The following is a 20,449-nucleotide window of genomic DNA, read 5'->3' as shown; positions in this document are numbered from 1 at the left end:
CAACAAAAGGAATCACATGTCCAAGCGAATCGACGTTAAGGACCTCAACGTCTACTACGGCGACTTCCTGGCCGTAGAAAACGTCAACATCAACATTGAGGCCCGCTCCGTCACGGCGTTCATCGGACCCTCGGGCTGTGGAAAGTCAACCTTCCTGCGCACCCTGAACCGCATGCATGAGGTCCTTCCCGGCGCCCGGGTGGAGGGCGAAGTCCTGCTGGACGGCGAAAACCTTTACGGTCCCGGAGTTGACCCCGTGACGGTGCGCAGCCACATCGGCATGGTGTTCCAGCGCCCCAACCCGTTCCCCACCATGTCCATCCGGGACAACGTCCTGGCAGGCGTGAAGCTGAACAACAAGCGCATCTCCAAGTCCGATGCGGACAACCTCGTGGAGAAGTCCCTCACCGGGGCCAACCTGTGGAAGGAAGTCCGGGACCGCCTGGACAAGCCCGGCTCCGGCCTCTCCGGCGGCCAGCAGCAGCGTCTGTGCATTGCCCGTGCCATTGCCGTTTCGCCCGAGGTTATTCTCATGGACGAGCCGTGCTCGGCCCTGGACCCCATCTCCACCCTCGCCATCGAGGACCTCATCGAGGAACTCAAGAGCGATTACACGGTGGTGATCGTGACCCACAACATGCAGCAGGCAGCCCGGGTTTCCGACAAGACCGCCTTCTTCAACATTGCCGGTACCGGCAAGCCGGGCAAGCTCATCGAGTACGACGACACCACGGTCATCTTCAACAACCCGTCCCAGAAGGCCACTGAGGATTACGTTTCAGGCCGCTTCGGATAGGAGCAGTTCCTGCGCCCCGGTGCTTTCCGTGCGTGTCCCGCAGGGTGCCTCAAAGCAGCGGGCTGAGGGCCAGGAAGAGAATCCCGCCGAGCAGTGCGGTGACCGGGGCCGTGACCAGCCAGGTCATCAGGACTTCCCGCAGCGGGATGAACCGGACAGTGGAAAACCGCTGGTTGGCACCGGCACCCACAATCGCCGAGGTCATGGTCTGTGTGCTCGAGAGCGGGATCTGAAGCCATACGGCACCCAGGAAGAGCATGGAGGAGCTGACCGCCGTCGCGCTCATGCCGCGCAGCGGGTCGATGCGCACCAGGCGGCTTCCCAGTGTCCGGCTGATCCGCCAGCCGCCGAAGAGGCTGCCCGCGGCCAGCGCAACGCCGGAAAAGATCTGCACCCAGAGCGGAATGCCGGTGCTGCCGGAGACTCCGGCGGCCACCAGCGCCAGGACTATCACCGCCATTGTCCGCTGCCCGTCCTGCATGCCGTGGCCCAGCGAAAACGCCGACGTGAACACTGACTGGGCAATCCGGTTCCCGGCGTCGCCGCGGCGCGGCGAGCTGTAGCGCATGAGCCACGTGGTCGGAAAAACCAGCAGGTAGGCCAGGACAAAGGCAACCACTGGGGAGAGCAGCAGCGGCAGGACAATCTGCTGCAGGAGCACTTGGGAGGACTCCGCAATGTTGGGACCGCCCACCAGTGTGGATGCCGCTCCGGAGCCCACGATGCCTCCCACCAGGGCGTGCGTTGACGATGAGGGCATGCGCCGCCACCAGGTCCACACGCCCCAGCCGCACGCGGCCAGCAGCCCCGCTATCAGGATTCCGAGGCCGGGTGTTCCCTCCGGCAGCTGGATGAACCGGTCCGCCAGAACCAGGGCCAGGGCTGTGCTCAGCAGGGCGCCGGTCAGGTTGAAGACGGAGGCAAGGACGACGGCGGCTGTGGGGGTCAGTGCCCGGGTGCGCACCGAGGTGGCCACGGAGTTTGAAACGTCGTGGAACCCATTGATGAAGGCGTAGGCTCCCGCAAACAGAATCACGGCTGCCAGGAGAACCGGCTCCACCTAGGATTCCCGCACCAGAATGCCGCCTACGGCCGTGGCGCACTGCCGCAGGGAAGCGGTGGTTCCGGCCAGCTGGTCAGCCAGGTCCCTGTGCCGGGCATACGTTAGCGGCTTGTGGTCGCGCAGGAGTTCGGACACCCAGATACGGTGGGTGCGCTCAGAGCGCTTGGACAGGCGCAGCATCTCGATCCAGTAGTCGTCGAGGTCCTCGAGCGAAGCCAGGCGGCGCATGGCTCCTGCGGTCAGCTCCGCCTGCCGGCCAATGACTTCAAGCTGCTCGGCAGCACGTTTGGAAATGCCGGTCAGCCGGTACAGCGAAATGATTTCCGCGGCGGCGTCGAGGTTTTCCATCGCTGACATCAGCGTGAGGGAAAGGTCGTAGAGGTCCTCACGGGGGAGCGGATTGATGAAGCTTGACCTCATCTGCGTCATCAGCGCGAAGTGCAGGCCGGTGGCTTCAGCTTCAAGCTGATGCATGTGCTCGGCGAGGCGTTCGTAGTCAGCGGCTTCTGCACCAAGGACTTCCGAAAGTGTCCCCGCGCCGCGGATCAGTACGCCGCCCATAGTGGAAAGGAGTTCGAGCCCGGCGTTTTCCTGGGGAAAGAGTCGCAGCTTCATGGGCAAACCCGGGGTTGCCGGCCGGCGTGGGGGCCCTGCGGGAAGTAGGTCACGAGCCCAAGATTATCGGCTGCGGGGGTAGATCCAAAAGCGGTGCCGGACCGGGAGCGCCTCTCGGCGGAAGGCCGCTCGAAGCGGCTCTAAGTTGAAGCCCGGGGGTTCCGCAGTCCGACACCAATTTCAGTTTTCTACGCTTCGCCGGCGTTGTCAACATGAGCTCGGGGAGGCCCTTAATCCAGCTCTCCCCGTCGCCAGGCGGCCGCTGAATACTCCAAATCTTCGGCCGTACGCATCAACTGGCGGGCATTGCGGGTGAGCTGTGTCGCCTTGTCGGTGCTGCCTGCCTCTGCTGAATCTGCGTGATGGGTCTGGCCCAGGGCAACCACGCGGCAGAATGCCGCAAAGCGTTCCAGCGCCACGTCAAACTCACCTTCGAAAGCTCCGGAGAGGATGGTGTCTGCCATGGCCTTGACCTCATCAGCGCCCAGCGGCTCGGCAACTCCCGCCACCACCTTGGACACCTGGGCAACATCTTTGCCGGCGGCGTAGTAGGCGGCAACCCGCTCCGGATTCTGCTGAGTGGCTGCGCGGAGGGCATAGAGGCGCCACAGGGCACCCGGCAGGGAGCGGGCAGGGCTTTCGGCCCACATCTCGGCGATGGATTCCAGGCCCTGCCGGTCAGCCAGCTTCACCAGGCGGCGGGTAATTTCCGGATCGGAGCTTTCCCTGCCGTGGTGGACCAGCGCCCGGGCTGCCAGATGGGCCGCCTCGGACACCCGGGCCGGATCCGCGCCTCCGGGGATGTTGGCGAAGTCCAGCGGAGCGTACAGCTTGGGTTTGTGATGCCGTGGGGGCATTTCATTGGACTCACTCATGATTTGAGAATACTCCGCCCCGGGAACGGGCGTCGAGGAGAGCTCCCCGGCCTCCGGTGCGGGTCTTGTACGGTAGCTGCCGGGGGCGAATCGTGAAGTGTGCGCGCCGATGTTTCGTGAGATGCGTCCCGCGTGCGATAAAGTGGAGAAGTCGATTCGTCGACGGCTGGATTGGCGGGGGGAAACCCGGGCCGGTACAGCTGTCCCGATACGGCTGGGGGCCTTTAGCTCAGTTGGTAGAGCATCGGACTTTTAATCCGTGGGTCGTGGGTTCGAGCCCCACAGGGCCCACCAGAAGATGGGCCGGCAAGCCCTCAACAGCTTGCCGGGACTTCGGCAGCACCCCGGTTTTCGAACCGGGGTGCTTTTTCTTTGCCGCGGGCCTTCCAAACCCGGCCGTGCGTTTGCCGCCGGCTCAGGAAACCCTGCCGGCGCCGCCTTCCCCGGCAGGGTTTCCCCTGCGCTCTCCGACGCCCTCCTCGGCGGCAGTCCGGCGGCGTTCAAGCACGGGGGCCGGCACGGGCCGGCGGCGGGCGGTATCAAACTTCATCAGCTTGTGTGTTCCGTCGCAATAGGGCTTGATCGCGGAGCCGCCGCACCTGCACAGTGCCACGGTTTCCCGGTCGCGGGGGACGGGAACGCCGTCGGGGGTGATGATTTCAAAGTCTCCGCGAATCAGCAGGGGCCCGTTGGGATAGGTGACAATGGAGGCCGCTGCCGGCCGTTTCCCCGCGTCCGCAGCCTCCGCCGCCGCTGGAGGTTCGCTGCCGGGGCATCCGGCACACTCGTGTTCGTCGGCTGCCTCGTTCACGGAGTCACCCCGGACGCCAGGGCAACCCTGTCCAGGGCAACCCTGTCCAGGGCTGCCGCTGCAGCTCCGGCTGGCTGTACGCGGAGGGCGGAGCGGCCTTCCTTCCATGCCATGAGCTGGTCCTCACCCATCAGTGCGTCCAGGGCCAGTACCGTTGCCGCACCGAACATTACATCGGCCAGCAGTGCGGGTTCAGCCTCGACCAGTCCTCCGGCCAGGTCCCGTGCAGCAATCTGTTCGTGGACGGCGTCGGCCTCCACATGCTCATCAAAGTAATAGGTGACCGTGTCATCGAACCCCAACCGGCGGAAGCCCCGGGCATAGAAGGAGTTCGGGAGCGAAGAGGTCATCTCAAAGGCGGCCAGATGGCCTGCGATAGCTCCGCGCAGGCGGCGGTTCAGGCCGAACAGGGACATGGCGTTGGAGGACGCGAGGGTCAGCGCGGGAATGGCGTCGAGGTACCAGCCGTACTCGGTCTCCAGATCCAGGCCCTGCATGGTGACGGCAAAGAGGTGGGAATGCATGCGTTCGGGACGTCCGCCGCCGTATTCGTCCGCCTGGATTTCGATCAGTGCCGCCTTGGCGCGGCCCACCGGAAGTCGGGGAATGGCCCAGCTGTGGGGATCGGCTTCCTTCAGCTGGTAGACGGAACGCAGGATCAGGAATTCCTGCAGCTGCTCATGGGTTGCCTTGGCGGCGACGAAGCGGGAAACGCTGGGCCCGTCGTCGTCCGCGGCCATCCGGAACAGTTCCGCCGCAACCGCCTCCGACGTGGGGTCGGGGAGTGCGGGAACGGGAACTGCACTTCGGAGGGCGGCCTCGAAAGCCTTCTCGAGGTCCAGGCGGAGGCCGACAAGGCCGGGATGCCACTCGAGTGTGTCCGGGACCGTGTCCAGTCCGCTGTAGTGCAGCTCGTACAGGCAGAACAGGGTCAGCTGAAGGTCATCGTCACGGAGGATGTCGGCAGTGCCGCGGCAGGCGCCGCGGGCGGCTTTGGCCAGATCCGCAAGGGCGTCTCCGGACGGGGTTTCCGGGGACGTGAGCAGGTCAAGAAGGCTGGCGCTGACTGGTCCGCGGGGTGCGGGGATTCTCATTCTTATCCTTTGTACTCCGGGTCAAGGCTCCCGGATAGACGCCGTGGGCAGGACAGTAAATCAAAGACATCAGCATACTTGGTAAATCCGTTCCAGCCGGAATCCGTCCCGCCGGCGGCGGGCGGCGCGGACATTGACCTTTCCGCTCATCCGGCGTGAGATGGAAGCATACGGTCTGCTGCGCAGGAGAATATTCGCCCTCCTGCCCGCAGGACCAGGATGGCTGCGGAAAAGAGGACACCCATGCCGCTGATCGAAGCTGGAGGTTCAATGCTGGTTCCGGCACTGCTGCTGATGACGGCGGCCATGATTCTGACCGCAGTATGGATTGATGCAGCCCTTGCACGCAGGGACGGGGAGAAACTGTTCTGGGTGGGGCTGACGGGGTCGCTGACAGTCCTGCTGGCTGTGGCCTGGGCGGTGGCCGGCAGTCCAGGCAGCGGGCCGTGGGTGGGTTTGGCCGCCGTGGGCGGCGCAGCCGGTGCTGTCCGTTGGGTGCAGGTACGCCACCGGCGCCGTCAGGCAGCCCGGCAGCGGGACGCCCGCCGGCGGCAGATCACAGCTTTGGAGCGCCGCCACGACGCCGTGCTGAAAAGTTGGAGCTCCTATGAGCTGGACGGTTGGAAGGCTTTGGAAAAACCGGGACTCGCAGACACAGCCAAGCCGGAGACAAAAAACCTGATGCGTGCCATGAAGAGTGCCGCTGCGCTTCGGCCGCCGCTGGAGGCATCCGGTTCGCTGGATGATGAAGAGATCAGGGACTACGGTGCTGCCGTTGCCGGACTGGAAAATGCGTGGGTCAGGGCAGAGGAGTCGGCCGGAGGCGGCTACCCGGCCTAGTCCTGCCGGGGGTCTGGACGAAACGCGGCTTCGGTGTCAGGCTCAGGGGCATGAGCGGGCATATGAGGGACGACGTCGAGGTCTCCCGAAACAGCGACCAGGACCGGTACGAGATTCGCGTGGGCGGTGAATTGGCGGGCACGGCGGAGTACGAGGATGCACCGGATGCAGTGGCACTGACCCACACGGTGGTCCGCGAGGAATTCCGTCACCAGGGTTATTCATCCATGCTGGTGCGGTTCGCGGCGGAGGACATTATTGCTTCGGGGCGGCGAATAAAGCCGTACTGCTCCTATGCCGCGTCATATCTCGGCAAACACCGGGAACTGAGCCACCATGTCTCGTGGCCTCAGGAGGCGCTGTAGGCGTATATCACCGGAGGAAACAAGGCCTCAATTGAAGCTGGCTCCCCGCTCTGCATATGGGGGGAACGCAGAAGGGGGAGCCAGTGAAAATAGTATAGTGGCATCAGTCCGGAGAAACCAATTGGGGGGAGCCGCCTGTGGCTGTGTCTGCCAAAGCTTTCCAGAACTGGCGAACCATGACCGCCCCCTGGGAATCCACGGCTGATCTTTGCCGAATGGCCGGCATTAAGCGTTCCACCCTGGCCCAGCAGCTGGTCCGCGGCAAGGTGTCCGAGACGACCGTTGTCCGCGTCGCCCGGGCCTGTGACCAAAGCCCGGTTGAAGCTCTGTCCTTTTTCGAGGAGTACCACGATCTCCTTGCGGGCTCCCGTCCACCCACGGCCAGCGAACTGATCAGCCAAGTGACGTATGTCTGCGTCCTGCAGCTGCTGGTGGCGCGGAGCCTGCACCCCAATCCGTCGCCCGCAGATCTGCCCGGACTGGGTCCCTTTCCGCACCGGAACTCAGTGCGTGCATGGTTTGAGGCGGTGGACCCGGGAGACCTGCGCCAGCGGTTGAGCGCCGCAAGCGGTGTGGCGCCGCAAAACCTCTCGGCGCAGCTGAGCGCCGGCCGGCTCGCTCCGGAACTTGCCGTTCAGGCCGCCAGGCTTGCAGGGGTGTCCCTCACCGGAGGCCTCGTTGCCACGGGCCTGCTGACTCCGGATGAATGCGGGTGGCCCATTGGGGGGCGTGAACGTGCGCTTGCTGAACTTTCAGACGCTGACCTGGTGTTTCTTGCCCGGGACCGGCTGGATACGCTCGGCAAAATGGTGAGAAAACTCGAGCACGATGAAGACAGCAACTCTGCACTTTTGGAGCAATTGGGATGATATTGCAGTGGATAGCCTTCATTGTCAGCGTTTTCTTTGCCCTGCTGCGGCTTCCGGGAGCTGTCCGCGGACAGAATCGCGGAATGTTCTTTGCCCTGATTCTCCTCGCTGCGTCAATGGGACTGAGTATTCCGGCTATTTACCTGCCCGTGGATTCCATCCTGGGCGGCGTTAATGTCGCGAACCTGTTTATTCGATACTGCCTCTTTGCCGTCCTGCTGATTCTTGGAGTCAAAACCGCCGCGGCCTTCGGCGCGCCGCGGACTCACCGGATGATCGCAGGTCCGGCGGGCCTTGCCGTCCTGGGAACCGCGTCCGCCGCTGTGGCAGTGCTCTTTATCCTCAGCGACCTGCCGGAATCTTCAACTGCGCTCGCAGCCTACTGGGACCAGGACACGGTTACTGCCTACGGCGACATTTCCCGGCTCTATCAGGTGTATGTGGTTTCCTGCCTGATTCCGCCCTTGTTCCTCTGTACTGCCGACTCCGCGCGGCGGCCGGATATCCGGCTCAGCGCAGGGCTCTTAGCGCTGGGGCTCTCCGTGGTATTTGTGCACTCGCTGCTGATCCTGTCCGTCTGGAATCTGCAGCTTGTGTTCTGGGACCGCATACTTCCCAATTTCGCAGTCATAGTGATTTCCATGGGGCTGGCACTCATTTGGAACTCCCGGCGGGTCGCTAAAACCAGGTCCCCGCAGGGACCCCTTGCCAAGGTTTACGGCAGCAGGTAAAGAATTGGTATCGTTCGTTCACAATTTCATGATCATGTGCCAGAATAATGATTATGTAACATCCGCTGCCTGTGGGGGGTCAGCGTGACGTTACGACCGAAGCCAGCGGATTAACTCCGCTGGCTTCGCTGTTGTCCGGCTGCCTTTTATGCGTCGAGATCCGTTTCCAGGATTTTGACCAGGGCGTCGAGCGCCTCATCGGCACCCTCACCCTCGGCGCGCAGCACCACAACGTCGCCGTTGGAAGCACCCAGAGACATGAGCGACAGCATGCTGGCGGCGTCCAGAGCTTCGTCGGCGGGTTCCCCCTCCATGGCAATGGTCACGTCGACAGGCTGGGCTGCGGCGGCCTCCGCGAAGATGGAGGCGGGACGGGCGTGCAGGCCAACTCTGCTGGCGATGGTGGCTTTTCTTTCCGGCATGGTGTGTTTCCTTCCGTTTGTACTCTCAGTAGGCGTGGGTGGATGAGGGGGACACGTTACAGGCCCAGCTCGTCCAGGACGGGAAGCCGGCTGCGGACCGCGGTACGCGCCTCTGCCGCAGTGTGCGCGTCCAGGGCGACTGAGGCCAGCTCCTGCGCCTCGGCGAGGGAAACGGTGGCCAGGACGGCTCCTACGGAAGCGAGCGCCCGCGGCGTCATGGACAGTGTGTTCACTCCCAGTCCTGTCAGCACGACGGCGAGGGCCGGATCTGCCGCCGCCTCACCGCAGACGCCCACATTCTTGGTTCCGGAGGGGGACAGGCCGGGCTCGATTGCCGCTTCCGCCGCACGCGCGCCCTCAACCGTTCGGCGGATCAGCTGCAGCACCGCGGGCTGCCAGGGATCATTAAGTGTGGCCAGGGTGCCGAGCTGACGGTCCGCGGCCATGGTGTACTGCGTGAGGTCATTAGTGCCCAGCGAAGCAAACCTGACCCGGGAAAGGACGGCTTCCGCCATGAGGGCGGCGGCCGGAACCTCGATCATCACTCCGGGCATCGTGAGTCCCGCCCCGGTGCACATCACGGCAAAATCCGCAGCTTCCTCGGCGGTGGAAATCATGGGGGCCATGACCCACACATCAGCTTCATGGGCGCCCGCCGCTATCGCAATTGCTTCCAGCTGGCGGCCGAGGACGCCTGGGGAGGACCTGTCGGTACGGAAGCCCCGGACGCCGAGTGCCGGATTGGGTTCGGTGGTATCGGTCAGGAACGGCAGTGGCTTGTCCGCACCGGCGTCCAGCGTACGGACCACCACTTTTCGGCCCGGAAAAGCCTCAAAAACTGCCCCGTACGCCGCGACCTGTTCCTCTTGGCCTGGCTCCGAATCACGGCCCAGGAAGCAGAATTCGGTCCGCAGCAGGCCGATGCCCTCCGCGCCGGCCGCTGCGGCGGATTTGGCGTCCTTGCCGGAACCCACGTTAGCGAGGAGGGGAACACGGTGACCGTCCGACGTCGCGCCCGTTCCGCTGAAGGGCGGCAGGGAAACCCGTGATGCATATTTGGCAGCGGCTTCCCGCTCCGAACTGCCAGGCTCCGCCACCACGGTTCCGGTTGCCCCGTCTACGTAGAGCTCGGTGCCGTCGCTGAGGGAATCGGAACCCGCAGCTCCCACCACGGCAGGCAGCCCCAGGGCGCGCGCCAGGATGGCGGTATGGGACTGCGGCCCGCCGCCGGAGGTCACAAGGCCAATCACCTTGGCGGGGTCCAGGGTGGCAGTGTCGGCCGGGGCCAGTTCCTCGGCGACCAGAATGAACGGAGTGTCGGACGCGGGGATCCCGGGTGCCGGAAGTCCATCCAGCTCAGCCACGATACGGGCACGGACATCCAGGACGTCCTGGGTGCGCTCAGCCATGTAACCGCCCAGGCTTTGCAGCATTGCCGCAACTTCGAGCCCGGCCTCCCATATGGCGCGCTCTGCTGCCATGCCGGCATTGATGTGTTTTCCGGCAGCCTTCAGCAGCATGGGGTCGGTGGCCATCATGGCAGTTGCATCCAGCACAGCCTTGGCATCGCCGCTGGCTGTTTCCGCCCGGTGGCGCAGGTCTTCCCGGACATCTTCTGCGGCGTCCTTCAGCCGGGCCTTTTCGCCGTCCACCGTGCTGTCTGCTCCGAACCTGGCATCAGCTTCGGGCTCAGGCACCGGAGGCGGCATCCGCAGCGCAGGGCCAAGCACCCGCCCGGCACTCACTCCGATTCCCTTGATGGTCCGCATCAGTGTGCCTCTCTGTGTGTGGGTCGTGGGCTGTTAGGCAATGACGGGCTCCTCTGCGCGCTTGGGAGCTGTCCAGCGCTTGAGCGCCACGTAGATCAATCCTGAAGCCACCATGCCCGCGAGGATAGCCACAATGAACATCAGGATGTTGCCAATGGCGAAGAACACGAAGATTCCGCCGTGCGGGGCCTGTGACGTCACGCCGGTGCCCATGCAGATGGCGCCGGCAACGGCTCCACCCACCATGCAGGACGGAATGACGCGGAAGGGATCTGCAGCGGCAAACGGAATGGCGCCCTCGGAGATGAAGGCGGCGCCGAGCAGCCAGGCAGCTTTGCCGTTCTCCCGCAGAGCCATTGTGAACTGCTGTTTGTCCAATACTGTTGCCAGGGCCATGCCCAGCGGCGGAACCATGCCGGCGGCCATGACCGCGGCCATGATCTGCCAGGGTGCCTGGTTTTCGAAGCTTCCTTCGCCGAGCCCGGCCACTGCAAACGCGTAGGCCACCTTGTTGATGGGTCCGCCGAGGTCCGATCCCATCATGAGTCCCAGAATGATGCCCAGCACAATGGCGGTCACCCCGCTGAGGCCGTACAGCCAGTCATTCAGGGCCTGGGTCAGGGCGGCTATGGGGCCGCCCAGGACAAGGATCATCAATCCGGAAGCTATGAGCGAGCTGATGAGCGGAATGATCACTACGGGCATGAGGCCGCGGAGCCAGGAAGGCACCGACCAGCTGCCGACCCACCGTGCAACGTAGCCGGCGAGCAGGCCGCCAACCAGGCCGCCGAGGAATCCGGCATCCATGAAGAGGGCCACCGAACCGGCGGTAAAGCCCGGGGCGATGCCCGGCCGGTCAGCCAGGGCGTAGGCAATGTAGCCGGCCAGTGCGGGTACCAGGAAGGCCAGTGACAGGTTGCCGATCTTCCAGAAGACCGCACCGAGATAGGTCAGCAGGCCCTGCTCGCCCGGGTTGAAGAGCGTGCCGCCGTCCAGGATGATGTCACCGGTCAGGGTGCCGTCATCGTCGGACAGCGAGAGCTCATAGCCACCGAGCAGGAAGCCCAGGGCAATGAGCAGGCCGCCGCCGGCCACGAACGGAATCATGTAGCTGACGCCGGTTAGCAGTGCCCGCTTGAGCTGGCTGCCGAAGCCGCCGCCCTCGCCGCTGCTTTGCGAATCCCGTTCCTCGCCTCCGCCCCCGCCGCCGGCAACCCGCCGTGCGTTGGGATCCTTGGCTGCCGCCAGGGCTTCATCGATCATGACACCCGGTTCGTCGATGCCCCGTTTGACCGGGCCGGCCACCACGGGCAGGCCGGCAAACCGGCCCTTGTCCCGGACATCGACATCGGTGGCGAAGATGACAGCCTCCGCGTTGCGGATGACCGACGGATCCAGAGGAGTTGAGCCGGCGGAACCCTGCGTTTCCACCTGCAGGTCAATTCCCCGCTCGGCAGCCGCCGCTGCCAGTGAATCTGCCGCCATGTAGGTGTGCGCGATGCCGGTGGGGCACGCGGTGACTGCCACCAAATGGCGGGTTTCCCCGCCGTCCCCGGCCGCGTGTGCAGCACCGCTTCCGGCCGCGGGTTCCGCAGCCGGTGCACCCGCAGGGCGGGCGCCGCCCGATCCGGCGGAGCCTGCTCCGGCTGCAGCGGACCCCGAGGTGTGGGGGCTGCCCGTGCCGGCGGCGCTGGCACCGGTGTTGGGTGCCGCATTCGCGGACTCCGAAGCGGCGCCCGGCGACTGCGAGTCCGGCACCGGCCCCAGGCCCAGCGCACCATCCACGAGGTCCACGATCTCCTGCGGGGAGGACGCCGTGCGCAGCGCGCTGGTGAAGTTCTTTTTGATCAGGGACCGTGCCAGCTTTGACAGCAGCTGCAGGTGTTCCTGGTCAGCGCCTTCTGGGGCTGCGATGAAGAACACGATATCGGCGGGACCGTCCTTGGCGCCCCAGTCCACCGCTGGATTGATGCGGGCCATGGCCAGCGTTGCCTTGGTGACTGCAGAGGAACGGCAGTGTGGAATGGCAATGCCGCCGGGAACACCCGTTGCTGTCTTGGATTCCCGGGCCATGGCGTCCGAATACAGTCCGTCAAAGTCTGTGGCGCGGCCTGCAGAGACAACTTGCCGGACCAGATGGCGGATCACCTCGGACCGTTCGCTCCCCAGATTCTGGTCGAGGGTGACCAGCTCCGGCGTAATGAGATCCGACATTAGTCTTCCTCCTTGGTGGGTGCAGCCTGAGTGAATTCGACGCCGGGCGCGCCGGCGGGGACGGATATCTCCCTCACCGTGACAGCGCCGGGTTCGGTCTGTGCCAGTGTGGGAACGGTGGTACCCGGCAGCGACGCCGCTGCCGCGCCGTGTGCTACGGCCTGGCGGAGGCAGTCCGGAGGCGGGGCTCCGCCGACATTGGCCAGCAGATATCCGGCCAGCGAGGAATCCCCGGCGCCCACGGTGGACCGCGCCTCGACCGGAGGCCGGGTTGCCTGCCAGGCTCCTTCAGGAGTGACGAGCAGGGCGCCCTTGGGGCCGAGGGTCGCGAGGACTGCTCCGACGCCTCTGGAGATGAGGCTGCGGGCCGCTGCGACTGCCAGGGCAGAATCCGCTTCCAGCTCAGCTTCGGATCCAATGCCGGTCACTTCGGCCAGCTCCTCCGCGTTGGGTTTGAGCAGATCGGGTCCGGCGCCGTGCATCAGGGCCTCCAGCAGCGGCGGGCCCGACGAATCGATGGCAATCCGCGGTGCCGCATCCCCGAGGCGGCTGCGGACAGCCGAGGACACGAGTGCATACAGGTCCGGGGATGCACCGGGAGGAAGGGATCCGGCCAGTACCAGCCACGACGCAGGGGAGCCGCCGTCGCCTTCCGCGCACGTGGCGACCACAAGGCTGATCAGAGACTCCTGCTCCGAAGCAGCCAGGAGCGGTCCGGGAACATTGATTTTGGTTGTGGTTCCGTCAGGTTCAGTCAGCGTGATGTTGCTGCGCACGGCGGAAGCGATGGGAAGATTGGCGTACCTGACACCTGCTCCGCGCAACCCGGCCATGACCGGGTCATTGTCTGCGCCGGGCAGCACCGCAACCGAATCCGCTCCCGAGGCTGTCAGGGCACGGGACACATTGACGCCTTTTCCTCCGGGGTCCTGACTGATGGCGGCGGCCCTCTGCACTGCCCCGCGGACCAACGTCCCGGGCAGCTCGACCGTGCGGTCCAGGCTGGGATTGGCGGTGAGGGTGACAACTATGTGTGGTTTCGGCATGGGCACCCGCAATCTGCATCACCTTCGGTTGTGGCGAGTGCCACGCCCGGTGTGCTGAACCAACGCTATTTAGGTTGATCGGTGATTGCAATGCCGGGCGCTGACAGTGCTGCCCGCAAGTACAAACGGAACCCTCCGCATTAGGGTGAGGGAATGCACAATGTCCTGTGGTCTGCTCCGCCCGAAGCCCGTCCGGGCACCCACCTTCTGGTGATGCTGCACGGATACGGAACCGACGAACACAGTATGGCGCGCCTCTTTCCCTCGATTCCCCGGGGCATCACATCGGCAGCGCTGCGCGGGACCTTTCCCGTGGGGGACAGCCACGGCTGGTTCCTGCTCGATCCCTATCTGCAGTCCGACACCGCTGATGTGCTGGAGGCTGCCACGGGGATTTTCACCTGGCTGGACCGGACCATGACCGAGGGGTCCTTCAGCGGCGTCTCGCTGCTCGGTTTTTCCCAGGGAATGGCGATGGCCACCACGCTGCTGCGGCTGCGGCCGCGCAGATTCAGCGCCGTCGTAGGCCTGTCCGGATTCGTAACCGAGAACGAGCTGCTGGCCATGGCGGAACCGCTGCCGGTGCCGGTGCCGTATTTTTGGGGGCGCGACCGGGAGGACTGGGTGATCAATGAAGACGCCATTGTCAATACCCGGAATTGGCTGGAGGGAAATACTGCATTAACTGCCCGTACTTACCCCGGGATGGGTCATAACATCGGGTCGGATGAGATCCGCGACGTGAACGTCTTTCTCCGCAGTTATGTACCGCGAAGCCCGCTGGATAACAAGGAAAACAATAGGGCCTAACATCAAAAGCCCACTGAGGAAAATCTCTTCCGACTACAGCCTAAGCATGCTTATGAAGTACAGTGGAGGAAAGCGCGGCCCACAGGTCGCTCGGTAAAACAACGAAATCATCACTCGTTCACACAGCAAGGAGTACATCATGGGTTTCATTGCTTTCCTTATTCTGGGTCTTATCGCCGGTGCAATCGCAAAGGCTATCCTTCCGGGCCGTCAGGGCGGCGGCTGGATCGCCACTCTGGTCCTCGGTGTCATCGGCGCTCTCCTCGGTGGCTGGATCGGCGGCGCTGTCTTCGGCGTTCCGCTGGATACCTTCTGGTCCATCCAGACGTGGCTCGTAGCCATCATCGGCTCCATCATCGTCCTCGTCATCTACGGCTTCGTTACTCGCAAGAGCAGCCGCGCCTAGTTGATGAGTCCGTGCTTCGGCACGGAGTTCTGCAGCAGACTGCAGGAAAAAGCGGGACCGGCGGATTCTTTCGCCGGTCCCGCTTTTTCCGTACCTGCCTCACGTAGGCTTAACCCGCCCGGTGCCCTGCGCCGGCCCGCCAGTTTCAAAAGGAGCGTTGCCGTGGGTTTTCTATCCAACCGTGCCATGAAGGCTGCCGGGGGAACCGTCTTCGAGAAGGACGGAACTCCTAAGGCCTCGGTGCTCCGGGCCATGGAACGGGCCGTGGAGGTCCAGCGCCCCCTGGTGCTCGCGAACATCAGAAGACTGCAGCGCAAGAATCCCCAGGCGACACCGGCGGAGCTGGTGTCCATCGTGGAGAAGCACTACCTGAACACCGTGACCGGCGGGGGAGCCGCCGTCGGTGCCACCGCCGTTGTCCCCGCCATCGGCACCGTGGCGGCTCTGGGGCTCTCCGCGGCGGCTACTGTGGGATTCCTTGAGGCAACGGCCCTCTACGCACAGTCGGTAGCCGAGCTGCACGGCGTGCATCTCTCGGATCCGGAACGCTCGCGGACCATGGTCATGGCCATCATGCTGGGTGAAGAAGGAACTGCCATGATGCAGTCCGTGGCCGGGCGCGGAGCCAAGCCTTGGGCCGGCTCACTGGGCGGCATGCCGTCGGGCCTGATGGGATCCGTTGGATCCTCCATCCGGAAGCAGTTCATGAAGCGTGTTGTTGCCCGGCAGGGAACGGCCATGCTCGGACGCGCGCTGCCTCTGGGGGTGGGGGCGGTGGTGGGCGGAGCCGGAAACCATGCCATGGGCAAGGGTGTCATCAAGGCCGCCCGGCGTGCCTTTGGGCCCGCACCCGACACGATCAGCGGCGAACTGGCCGAGGATCTGCAGCAGGCTCCGGAGAATCCCTAACGGACAGGCGGGCCGTTGGCAGGGCTTTTCGCCCTTGCAGCGTTTGCTTCGGACGGTTGTCGGCCCGGAATGACGTCGGCGGGTGCGGGTTCCCTCGGGAGCCGGCACCCGCCGTTGTTGTGTGCCGGCGCCGTGCCGGTTGGTCCGGGTCCATGGTTAACGTCCGTTGAACAGGTACCGGGCGCCCGGCCGCCCGGCTCACGTCCGTAGAACAGATAACGGGCTCATGGGGGACGTATGGGCCCGTTACCTGTACCAGAGAGGTCTCCACCCGGCGAATCATTCTCAGACGGCGAGTCCAAATCACCGGGTTCAGCGAGTTTGAGGCCCTGATCCGCACACTGGGCGTTGCTGGTGAAGACCTGCCGGTCAGCCGGTGGCCACGGCGCGGTTCCTTAGACAATCCACATCCCGCCCGGAGATTCCTCGTTCGTTCAACCACCCACGCCGATGCCAACGTCCTGGCCGGGGACCTGCAGCAGACGCCGGATCAGTCCTAGCGGGCCGGGTCCCCGCCGAAACCCGCCAGCCGTCCTCGGACTCCGGTCCTAGCCGAAGACCGCGTGGGCCACGGTGAAGATGGCCAGGCCCGCAAGGGACCCCACCACTGTGCCGTTGATTCGGATGAACTGCAGGTCCTTGCCCACCTGCAGTTCAATCTTCTCGGACGTCTCCCGGGCGTCCCAGTGCTCAACCGTCTCGGTGATCACGCCGGCGATGTCACTGCTGTAGGTTTTCACCAGATAGCCGGCGGCGTCGGCGATCCACGTGTTCACCTTTGCGGCGAGCTCGGAGTCGGTGGCCAAACGGTGTCCAAAGTCCTGCACTGCAGCCTTGAAGTTCCGGGTCAGCTCACTGTCCGGGTCATCCACGGCAGTGGTCAGGGCGTTCTTGATGGTGGCCCACGTCTGCGTGATCAGCTGCTGTACCCGGGGATCATCCAGGACCTGTTCCTTGATCGCATCGGCCTTGGCCATGACGGCGGGATCCTCCTGCAGGTCCCGGGCCAGTCCCTTGAGGTAGTTGTCCAGGGCCCGGCGCATCTCATGGTTCTCGTCTTCCTGCACAGCCCGCAGGAAGCGTCCCACCTCCACCTGCACCCGGTCGCCCACCAGGTCATCCACGAAGGAGGGGACCCAGGAGGGGGACCGCTGCGCCACGAGCTCGGAGATGACATCCGGGTTCGCGGCCACCCAGTCGTTGATGCTGTCCACCACGAGGTTGACCAGCTGGTGGTGGTGGCCTTCCTCAAAGACGCGTTCGGCCACCCGGCCCATGGGCGGACCCCAGGGCGGATCCACCACATGCCGGCGGAACATGGACTCCAGAACGGTCTTGACGGCGTCGTCGTCCAGGACCCGCAGGATGCCGCGGATGGCCGCGGAGCCCTCAGTGGCCACGCGGGCCGCGCTTTCCGGGCGTTCCAGCCAGGCGCCCGCCTTTTGCGCCAGTTCCATGGAGCCCAGTTTTTGCGTGATGACCTCTTCGGAGAGGAAGTTGCTCTCCACGAACTGGCCCAGCGAGGCGCCAATCTGGTCCTTCTTGCGCGGAATGATGGCGGTGTGCGGAATCTTCACGCCCATGGGGTGCTTGAAGAGCGCGGTGACCGCAAACCAGTCCGCCAGGGCACCCACCATGCCGCCCTCGGCCGCTGCCCGGACATACTGCAGCCACGGATAGCGTTCCTGCAGGGCAAAGGAGAAGACGAAGATGACGGCAAGGACCACCAGCAGGCCGGTGGCCACCATTTTCATCCGGCGCAGGCCCGCCGCCCGCTGCGCATCATCCAGTACCGGCAGGCTCATGCCGAGGCTCCGTTTCCGTCGCTGCTCGTGTTCGCGGGGCAGGGAACCGAAGATGTAATCGAAGACAAAAGCAATACCGCTCCTCGTGCTTGTGCCGGTTCGTATGCTGCGGGCCGGTTGGATGCCGCGGCAGGAACCGTCCAGCCAATGTAATCAGTCTGCTGTGCAAGGTGCCGTCCCGGCAAACGCCGCCCCGTGCCGGACATGCTGGGAGGGATGACGGCTGTGTGATTGAGTGGGCCCATGGCCTCCCCCATTGAGGATTACGCGCTGGTGTCGGACCTGCATACCGGCGCCCTGATTTCCCGCCGCGGAAGCATTGACTGGCTGTGCCTTCCCAGGTTCGATTCGGCGTCCGTCTTCGGCGCAATGCTGGGGACCGAAGACCACGGCCGGTGGCTGCTGGCTCCCGAGGCGGATGCCGCTGTTGTCAGCCGAAGCTATCTCGGACCCACCTTCATCCTGCAGACTCACTGGGCCACGGACACCGGCAGCGCGCTGGTCACCGAATTCATGCCGGTGGGTGACGACAGGGCGTCGATTGTGCGCAGGGTGGAGGGAATCAGCGGGACCGTGGACATGCGCCAGGAGCTGGAAGTGCGCTTCAACTACGGAACCGTCCTGCCGTGGATGCGCCGTGACCCCGATCCGCACGGGGAACGGCTGCTGGCCGTAGCCGGACCGAATGCGCTGGTCCTGCGCGGGGACAACCTGCCCCGGGCCGAGGACCACAAGCATGTTGGCCGCTTTACGGTGGCTGCCGGCGAGCGTGTGGACATGGAACTGACCTGGTATCCCTCCCACTTGGAAGTGCCCCGGCTGACGGACATCGAAACCGCCCTGGCGTCCACCACCGAGTACTGGGAGAAATGGGCGGATCACTGCGACCCTGCGCAGCTGTATGTTGGACCCGTCCAGCGCTCGCTGCTGGTGCTGCGCGCGCTGACGCATGAAACCACCGGCGGGATCGTGGCGGCTCCCACCACCTCGCTTCCGGAGGTTGCGGGCGGGGAGCGCAACTGGGATTACCGCTACTGCTGGCTCCGTGACGCGGCGCTGACGCTCGAGGCCATGCTGGGTCACGGCTACGCGGACGAGGCCCTGCACTGGCGCAACTGGCTGCTGCGGGCGGTGGCCGGTGACCCGGAGGATCTGCAGATCATGTATGCGGTCGACGGTGCCCGTGAACTTCCCGAACGCATCCTGCCCCAGTTCGCCGGGTATGAAGGCTCCGTTCCGGTGCGGGTGGGCAACGGGGCGGTGTCCCAGTACCAGGGTGACGTCGTCGGCGAGGTGATGGTTGCCCTGGCCCGGCTGCGGGACGCCGGCGTGGCGGAGGACAATTTTTCCTGGCCTCTGCAGCGGGCGCTGATGACCTTCCTGGAGCGACACCTCGAAGACAAGGACCACGGAATCTGGGAAATGCGGGGAGAGCCCCGGCACTTCATCCATTCCCGGGTCATGATGTGGGCGGCGTTTGACCGGGCCGCCGCCGCGGTCCGGTCCCACGGCCTGGACGGTCCGGTGGAACTGTGGGACGCCCTGAGGGACGGGCTGCGCGAGGAGATCCTGAACCACGGCTTCAACAAAGAGCTGAATTCCTTCACCCAGTATTACGGCAGCAGGGAAGTGGATGCAGCCCTGCTGCAGCTGCCCCAGGTTGGCTTCCTGGCCTACGACGACGAACGCATGCTGGGCACGGTGGCCCGGATTGAGCAGGACCTGCGCACCGGCTCCGGACTGCTGCTGCGTTATGCCACGCAAAGCAGGGTTGACGGTCTGGAGCCCGGGGACAACCCCTTTCTGGCCTGCAGTTTCTGGCTTGTTGAGCAGTATGCCGCCACTGGACGGTCCGGGGAGGCGCGCGCATTGATGGACCAATTGGTGGCATACTCCAACGAGTTGGGCCTGCTCAGCGAGGAATACGACCCGGTGCACCACACGATGGCCGGAAACTTTCCGCAGGCTTTTTCCCACCTTGCGCTGGTCCGCGCTGCGGACGCGCTGAACAGTGCAGCCCCGCTGCCGGATGCTCCTGCCGGATCTTCCGGCAGCTCCCACCCCACCGAAAGAAGCAGATGAACCGCCACAGTTCCTCAGCAGCCGCCATGGCGGCGCTGCTGTCCGTCAGCGCCGTCAATCATTTCCGCAATCCGAAGTTCTACAACGCCGTGGTTCCCCGCAGCATCAGCACGGATACGGACGGGCAGTACGGGGTGCTGACCCGTCGGCAATGGACCCACCTCAGCGGCGTGCTGGAGTTTGCCGCCGCCGCCGGTTTGCTGCTGCCGGCCACCCGCCGGGCCGCCGCCACCGGAACCACCCTGATGTACATCGCCTTCATCGCCGGACATCTCAGCGCGCTGCAGCGTGCCTTCGGGCCGCGCGGCTCGGACCGCCAGAAGGCCATCCACCTGGCCCGGCTGCCCCTGCAGCTGCCCCTGATCCGCTGGGCCTGGAGCCTGCGGGGCTAGGACCTGAGAGATGGCAACAAATCTCCTGGTGCTGTCCGACACGCATCTGCCCAAGCGGGCGCGGGAACTGCCGGCCCAGCTGTGGGCGGACATTGAAGCGGCAGATGCCGTGGTCCACGCCGGGGACTGGGTGAGCGAAGACGCGCTGGACGAGATGCTGCAGCGCTCCCGCAGGCTGATTGCCTGCTACGGCAATAACGACGGCGGTGCGCTGCCGGAGCGGCTGCCGCTGATTGCCGCAGCCACGGTTGAGCACGTGCGGCTGGCGGTCATTCACGAGACGGGCCCTGCCGCGGGGCGGGAAAAGCGCATGGATGAGCAGTTTCCGGACACTGATCTCCTGGTCTTCGGGCACAGCCACATTCCCTGGGACACGGTGACCCCGGCAGGGATGCGGCTGCTGAACCCCGGCTCACCCACCGACCGGCGCCGCCAGCCGTTCTGCACCTACCTGCGCGTTTGTGTTGACGGAGCAGCCGTCAGCTCAGAGCTGGTGCGGCTCCCGCCGCGCAAACCGGCCCGTTAAAAGCGCTGC

At 64.9% G+C, this 20,449-nt stretch carries 21 protein-coding genes and 1 tRNA gene; 12 read left to right on the top strand and 10 right to left on the bottom strand.

Annotation, left to right across the window (positions count from 1 at the left end):
• Nucleotides 1-16: 16 nt before the first annotated feature.
• Nucleotides 17-796: a phosphate ABC transporter ATP-binding protein PstB gene (pstB, locus tag QMA10_RS05515; protein WP_104053574.1), complete on the top strand. Its 780-nt coding sequence runs from the start codon at nt 17-19 to the stop codon at nt 794-796.
• Between the two features lie 49 nt (nt 797-845).
• On the opposite strand, the gene QMA10_RS05510 is transcribed toward pstB, so the two are convergent.
• From QMA10_RS05510 to QMA10_RS05500, 3 genes are all read right to left on the bottom strand, one after another.
• Nucleotides 846-1,856: an inorganic phosphate transporter gene (locus QMA10_RS05510; RefSeq protein ID WP_290166810.1), complete on the bottom strand. Its 1,011-nt coding sequence runs from the start codon at nt 1,854-1,856 to the stop codon at nt 846-848.
• Nucleotides 1,857-2,474 (bottom strand): nuclease PIN, encoded by a 618-nt coding sequence (locus tag QMA10_RS05505; protein WP_290166809.1) that lies wholly within the window; start codon nt 2,472-2,474, stop codon nt 1,857-1,859.
• A gap of 230 nt (nt 2,475-2,704) precedes the next feature.
• Nucleotides 2,705-3,349, bottom strand: a complete 645-nt coding sequence (locus tag QMA10_RS05500) for a hypothetical protein (RefSeq protein WP_290166807.1) — start codon at nt 3,347-3,349, stop codon at nt 2,705-2,707.
• A 218-nt stretch (nt 3,350-3,567) separates the two neighbouring features.
• Here QMA10_RS05500 and QMA10_RS05495 point away from each other — a divergent pair.
• Nucleotides 3,568-3,643: transfer RNA gene (locus QMA10_RS05495), tRNA-Lys, on the top strand.
• Nucleotides 3,644-3,764: 121 nt separating this feature from the next.
• Here QMA10_RS05495 and QMA10_RS17655 read toward each other — a convergent pair.
• Nucleotides 3,765-4,160: a CDGSH iron-sulfur domain-containing protein gene (locus QMA10_RS17655; protein ID WP_356833850.1), complete on the bottom strand. Its 396-nt coding sequence runs from the start codon at nt 4,158-4,160 to the stop codon at nt 3,765-3,767.
• Nucleotides 4,157-5,254 carry an iron-containing redox enzyme family protein gene (locus tag QMA10_RS05485; protein ID WP_290166805.1) on the bottom strand — a complete coding sequence of 366 codons (1,098 nt, stop codon included), beginning with the start codon at nt 5,252-5,254 and terminating at the stop codon, nt 4,157-4,159. Before QMA10_RS05485 ends, QMA10_RS17655 begins: the two co-directional genes overlap by 4 nt.
• A gap of 219 nt (nt 5,255-5,473) precedes the next feature.
• Here QMA10_RS05485 and QMA10_RS05480 point away from each other — a divergent pair, with 219 nt between their 5' ends.
• The 4 genes from QMA10_RS05480 to QMA10_RS05465 all read left to right on the top strand — a co-directional run bounded on the left by QMA10_RS05480 (nt 5,474) and on the right by QMA10_RS05465 (nt 8,059).
• A complete protein-coding gene (locus QMA10_RS05480) occupies nt 5,474-6,094 on the top strand; it encodes a hypothetical protein (RefSeq protein WP_290166803.1) in 621 nt (206 codons plus the stop codon).
• A 50-nt stretch (nt 6,095-6,144) separates the two neighbouring features.
• Nucleotides 6,145-6,459, top strand: a complete 315-nt coding sequence (locus QMA10_RS05475) for a GNAT family N-acetyltransferase (protein WP_290166801.1) — start codon at nt 6,145-6,147, stop codon at nt 6,457-6,459.
• Between the two features lie 215 nt (nt 6,460-6,674).
• Entirely contained in the window at nt 6,675-7,328 is a 654-nt protein-coding gene (locus QMA10_RS05470) for a hypothetical protein (protein ID WP_356833845.1), read from the top strand.
• Nucleotides 7,325-8,059: a hypothetical protein gene (locus QMA10_RS05465; RefSeq protein ID WP_290166797.1), complete on the top strand. Its 735-nt coding sequence runs from the start codon at nt 7,325-7,327 to the stop codon at nt 8,057-8,059. The genes QMA10_RS05470 and QMA10_RS05465 overlap by 4 nt, the downstream gene beginning before the upstream one ends.
• Before the next feature lie 146 nt (nt 8,060-8,205).
• On the opposite strand, the gene QMA10_RS05460 is transcribed toward QMA10_RS05465, so the two are convergent.
• From QMA10_RS05460 to QMA10_RS05445, 4 genes are read right to left on the bottom strand one after another with little or no spacing between them, the layout of a single operon-like run.
• Nucleotides 8,206-8,481, bottom strand: a complete 276-nt coding sequence (locus QMA10_RS05460) for an HPr family phosphocarrier protein (RefSeq protein WP_290166795.1) — start codon at nt 8,479-8,481, stop codon at nt 8,206-8,208.
• Nucleotides 8,482-8,537: 56 nt separating this feature from the next.
• Entirely contained in the window at nt 8,538-10,250 is a 1,713-nt protein-coding gene (gene ptsP, locus QMA10_RS05455; protein ID WP_290166793.1) for a phosphoenolpyruvate--protein phosphotransferase, read from the bottom strand.
• Nucleotides 10,251-10,283: 33 nt separating this feature from the next.
• Nucleotides 10,284-12,464 carry a fructose-specific PTS transporter subunit EIIC gene (locus QMA10_RS05450; RefSeq protein WP_290166791.1) on the bottom strand — a complete coding sequence of 727 codons (2,181 nt, stop codon included), beginning with the start codon at nt 12,462-12,464 and terminating at the stop codon, nt 10,284-10,286.
• Nucleotides 12,464-13,495 (bottom strand): 1-phosphofructokinase family hexose kinase, encoded by a 1,032-nt coding sequence (locus tag QMA10_RS05445; protein ID WP_290166828.1) that lies wholly within the window; start codon nt 13,493-13,495, stop codon nt 12,464-12,466. The genes QMA10_RS05450 and QMA10_RS05445 overlap by 1 nt, the downstream gene beginning before the upstream one ends.
• 168 nt (nt 13,496-13,663) lie before the next feature.
• On the opposite strand from QMA10_RS05445, the gene QMA10_RS05440 reads away from it, so the two are divergent.
• The 3 genes from QMA10_RS05440 (at nt 13,664) to QMA10_RS05430 (ending at nt 15,635) form a co-directional block, all read left to right on the top strand.
• A complete protein-coding gene (locus tag QMA10_RS05440; protein ID WP_290166789.1) occupies nt 13,664-14,320 on the top strand; it encodes a phospholipase in 657 nt (218 codons plus the stop codon).
• Nucleotides 14,321-14,459: 139 nt separating this feature from the next.
• Nucleotides 14,460-14,726 carry a GlsB/YeaQ/YmgE family stress response membrane protein gene (locus tag QMA10_RS05435; RefSeq protein WP_290166787.1) on the top strand — a complete coding sequence of 89 codons (267 nt, stop codon included), beginning with the start codon at nt 14,460-14,462 and terminating at the stop codon, nt 14,724-14,726.
• Between the two features lie 186 nt (nt 14,727-14,912).
• Nucleotides 14,913-15,635 carry a hypothetical protein gene (locus tag QMA10_RS05430; protein WP_290166827.1) on the top strand — a complete coding sequence of 241 codons (723 nt, stop codon included), beginning with the start codon at nt 14,913-14,915 and terminating at the stop codon, nt 15,633-15,635.
• A gap of 548 nt (nt 15,636-16,183) precedes the next feature.
• On the opposite strand, the gene QMA10_RS05425 is transcribed toward QMA10_RS05430, so the two are convergent.
• The gene (locus QMA10_RS05425) at nt 16,184-17,440 is read right to left on the bottom strand and encodes a DUF445 domain-containing protein (RefSeq protein WP_290166785.1); all 1,257 of its coding nucleotides are present in this window, start codon (nt 17,438-17,440) and stop codon (nt 16,184-16,186) included.
• 243 nt (nt 17,441-17,683) lie between these two features.
• On the opposite strand from QMA10_RS05425, the gene QMA10_RS05420 reads away from it, so the two are divergent.
• The 3 genes from QMA10_RS05420 to QMA10_RS05410 are packed head-to-tail and all read left to right on the top strand — an operon-like array spanning nt 17,684 to nt 20,440.
• On the top strand, nt 17,684-19,522 hold the full coding sequence (locus QMA10_RS05420) for a glycoside hydrolase family 15 protein (protein WP_290166783.1): 1,839 nt from the start codon (nt 17,684-17,686) through the stop codon (nt 19,520-19,522).
• Nucleotides 19,519-19,914, top strand: a complete 396-nt coding sequence (locus tag QMA10_RS05415) for a DoxX family protein (RefSeq protein WP_290166782.1) — start codon at nt 19,519-19,521, stop codon at nt 19,912-19,914. The genes QMA10_RS05420 and QMA10_RS05415 overlap by 4 nt, the downstream gene beginning before the upstream one ends.
• 10 nt (nt 19,915-19,924) lie before the next feature.
• Nucleotides 19,925-20,440 (top strand): metallophosphoesterase, encoded by a 516-nt coding sequence (locus tag QMA10_RS05410; protein ID WP_290166780.1) that lies wholly within the window; start codon nt 19,925-19,927, stop codon nt 20,438-20,440.
• Nucleotides 20,441-20,449 lie beyond the last annotated feature (9 nt).

The sequence above is a fragment of the Arthrobacter sp. APC 3897 genome (assembly GCF_030407495.1).
Taxonomy (GTDB): Bacteria; Actinomycetota; Actinomycetes; order Actinomycetales; family Micrococcaceae; genus Arthrobacter_B.
Note: the sequence above shows the minus strand (reverse complement) of the source record. Positions and strands in the feature narration are given on the sequence as shown.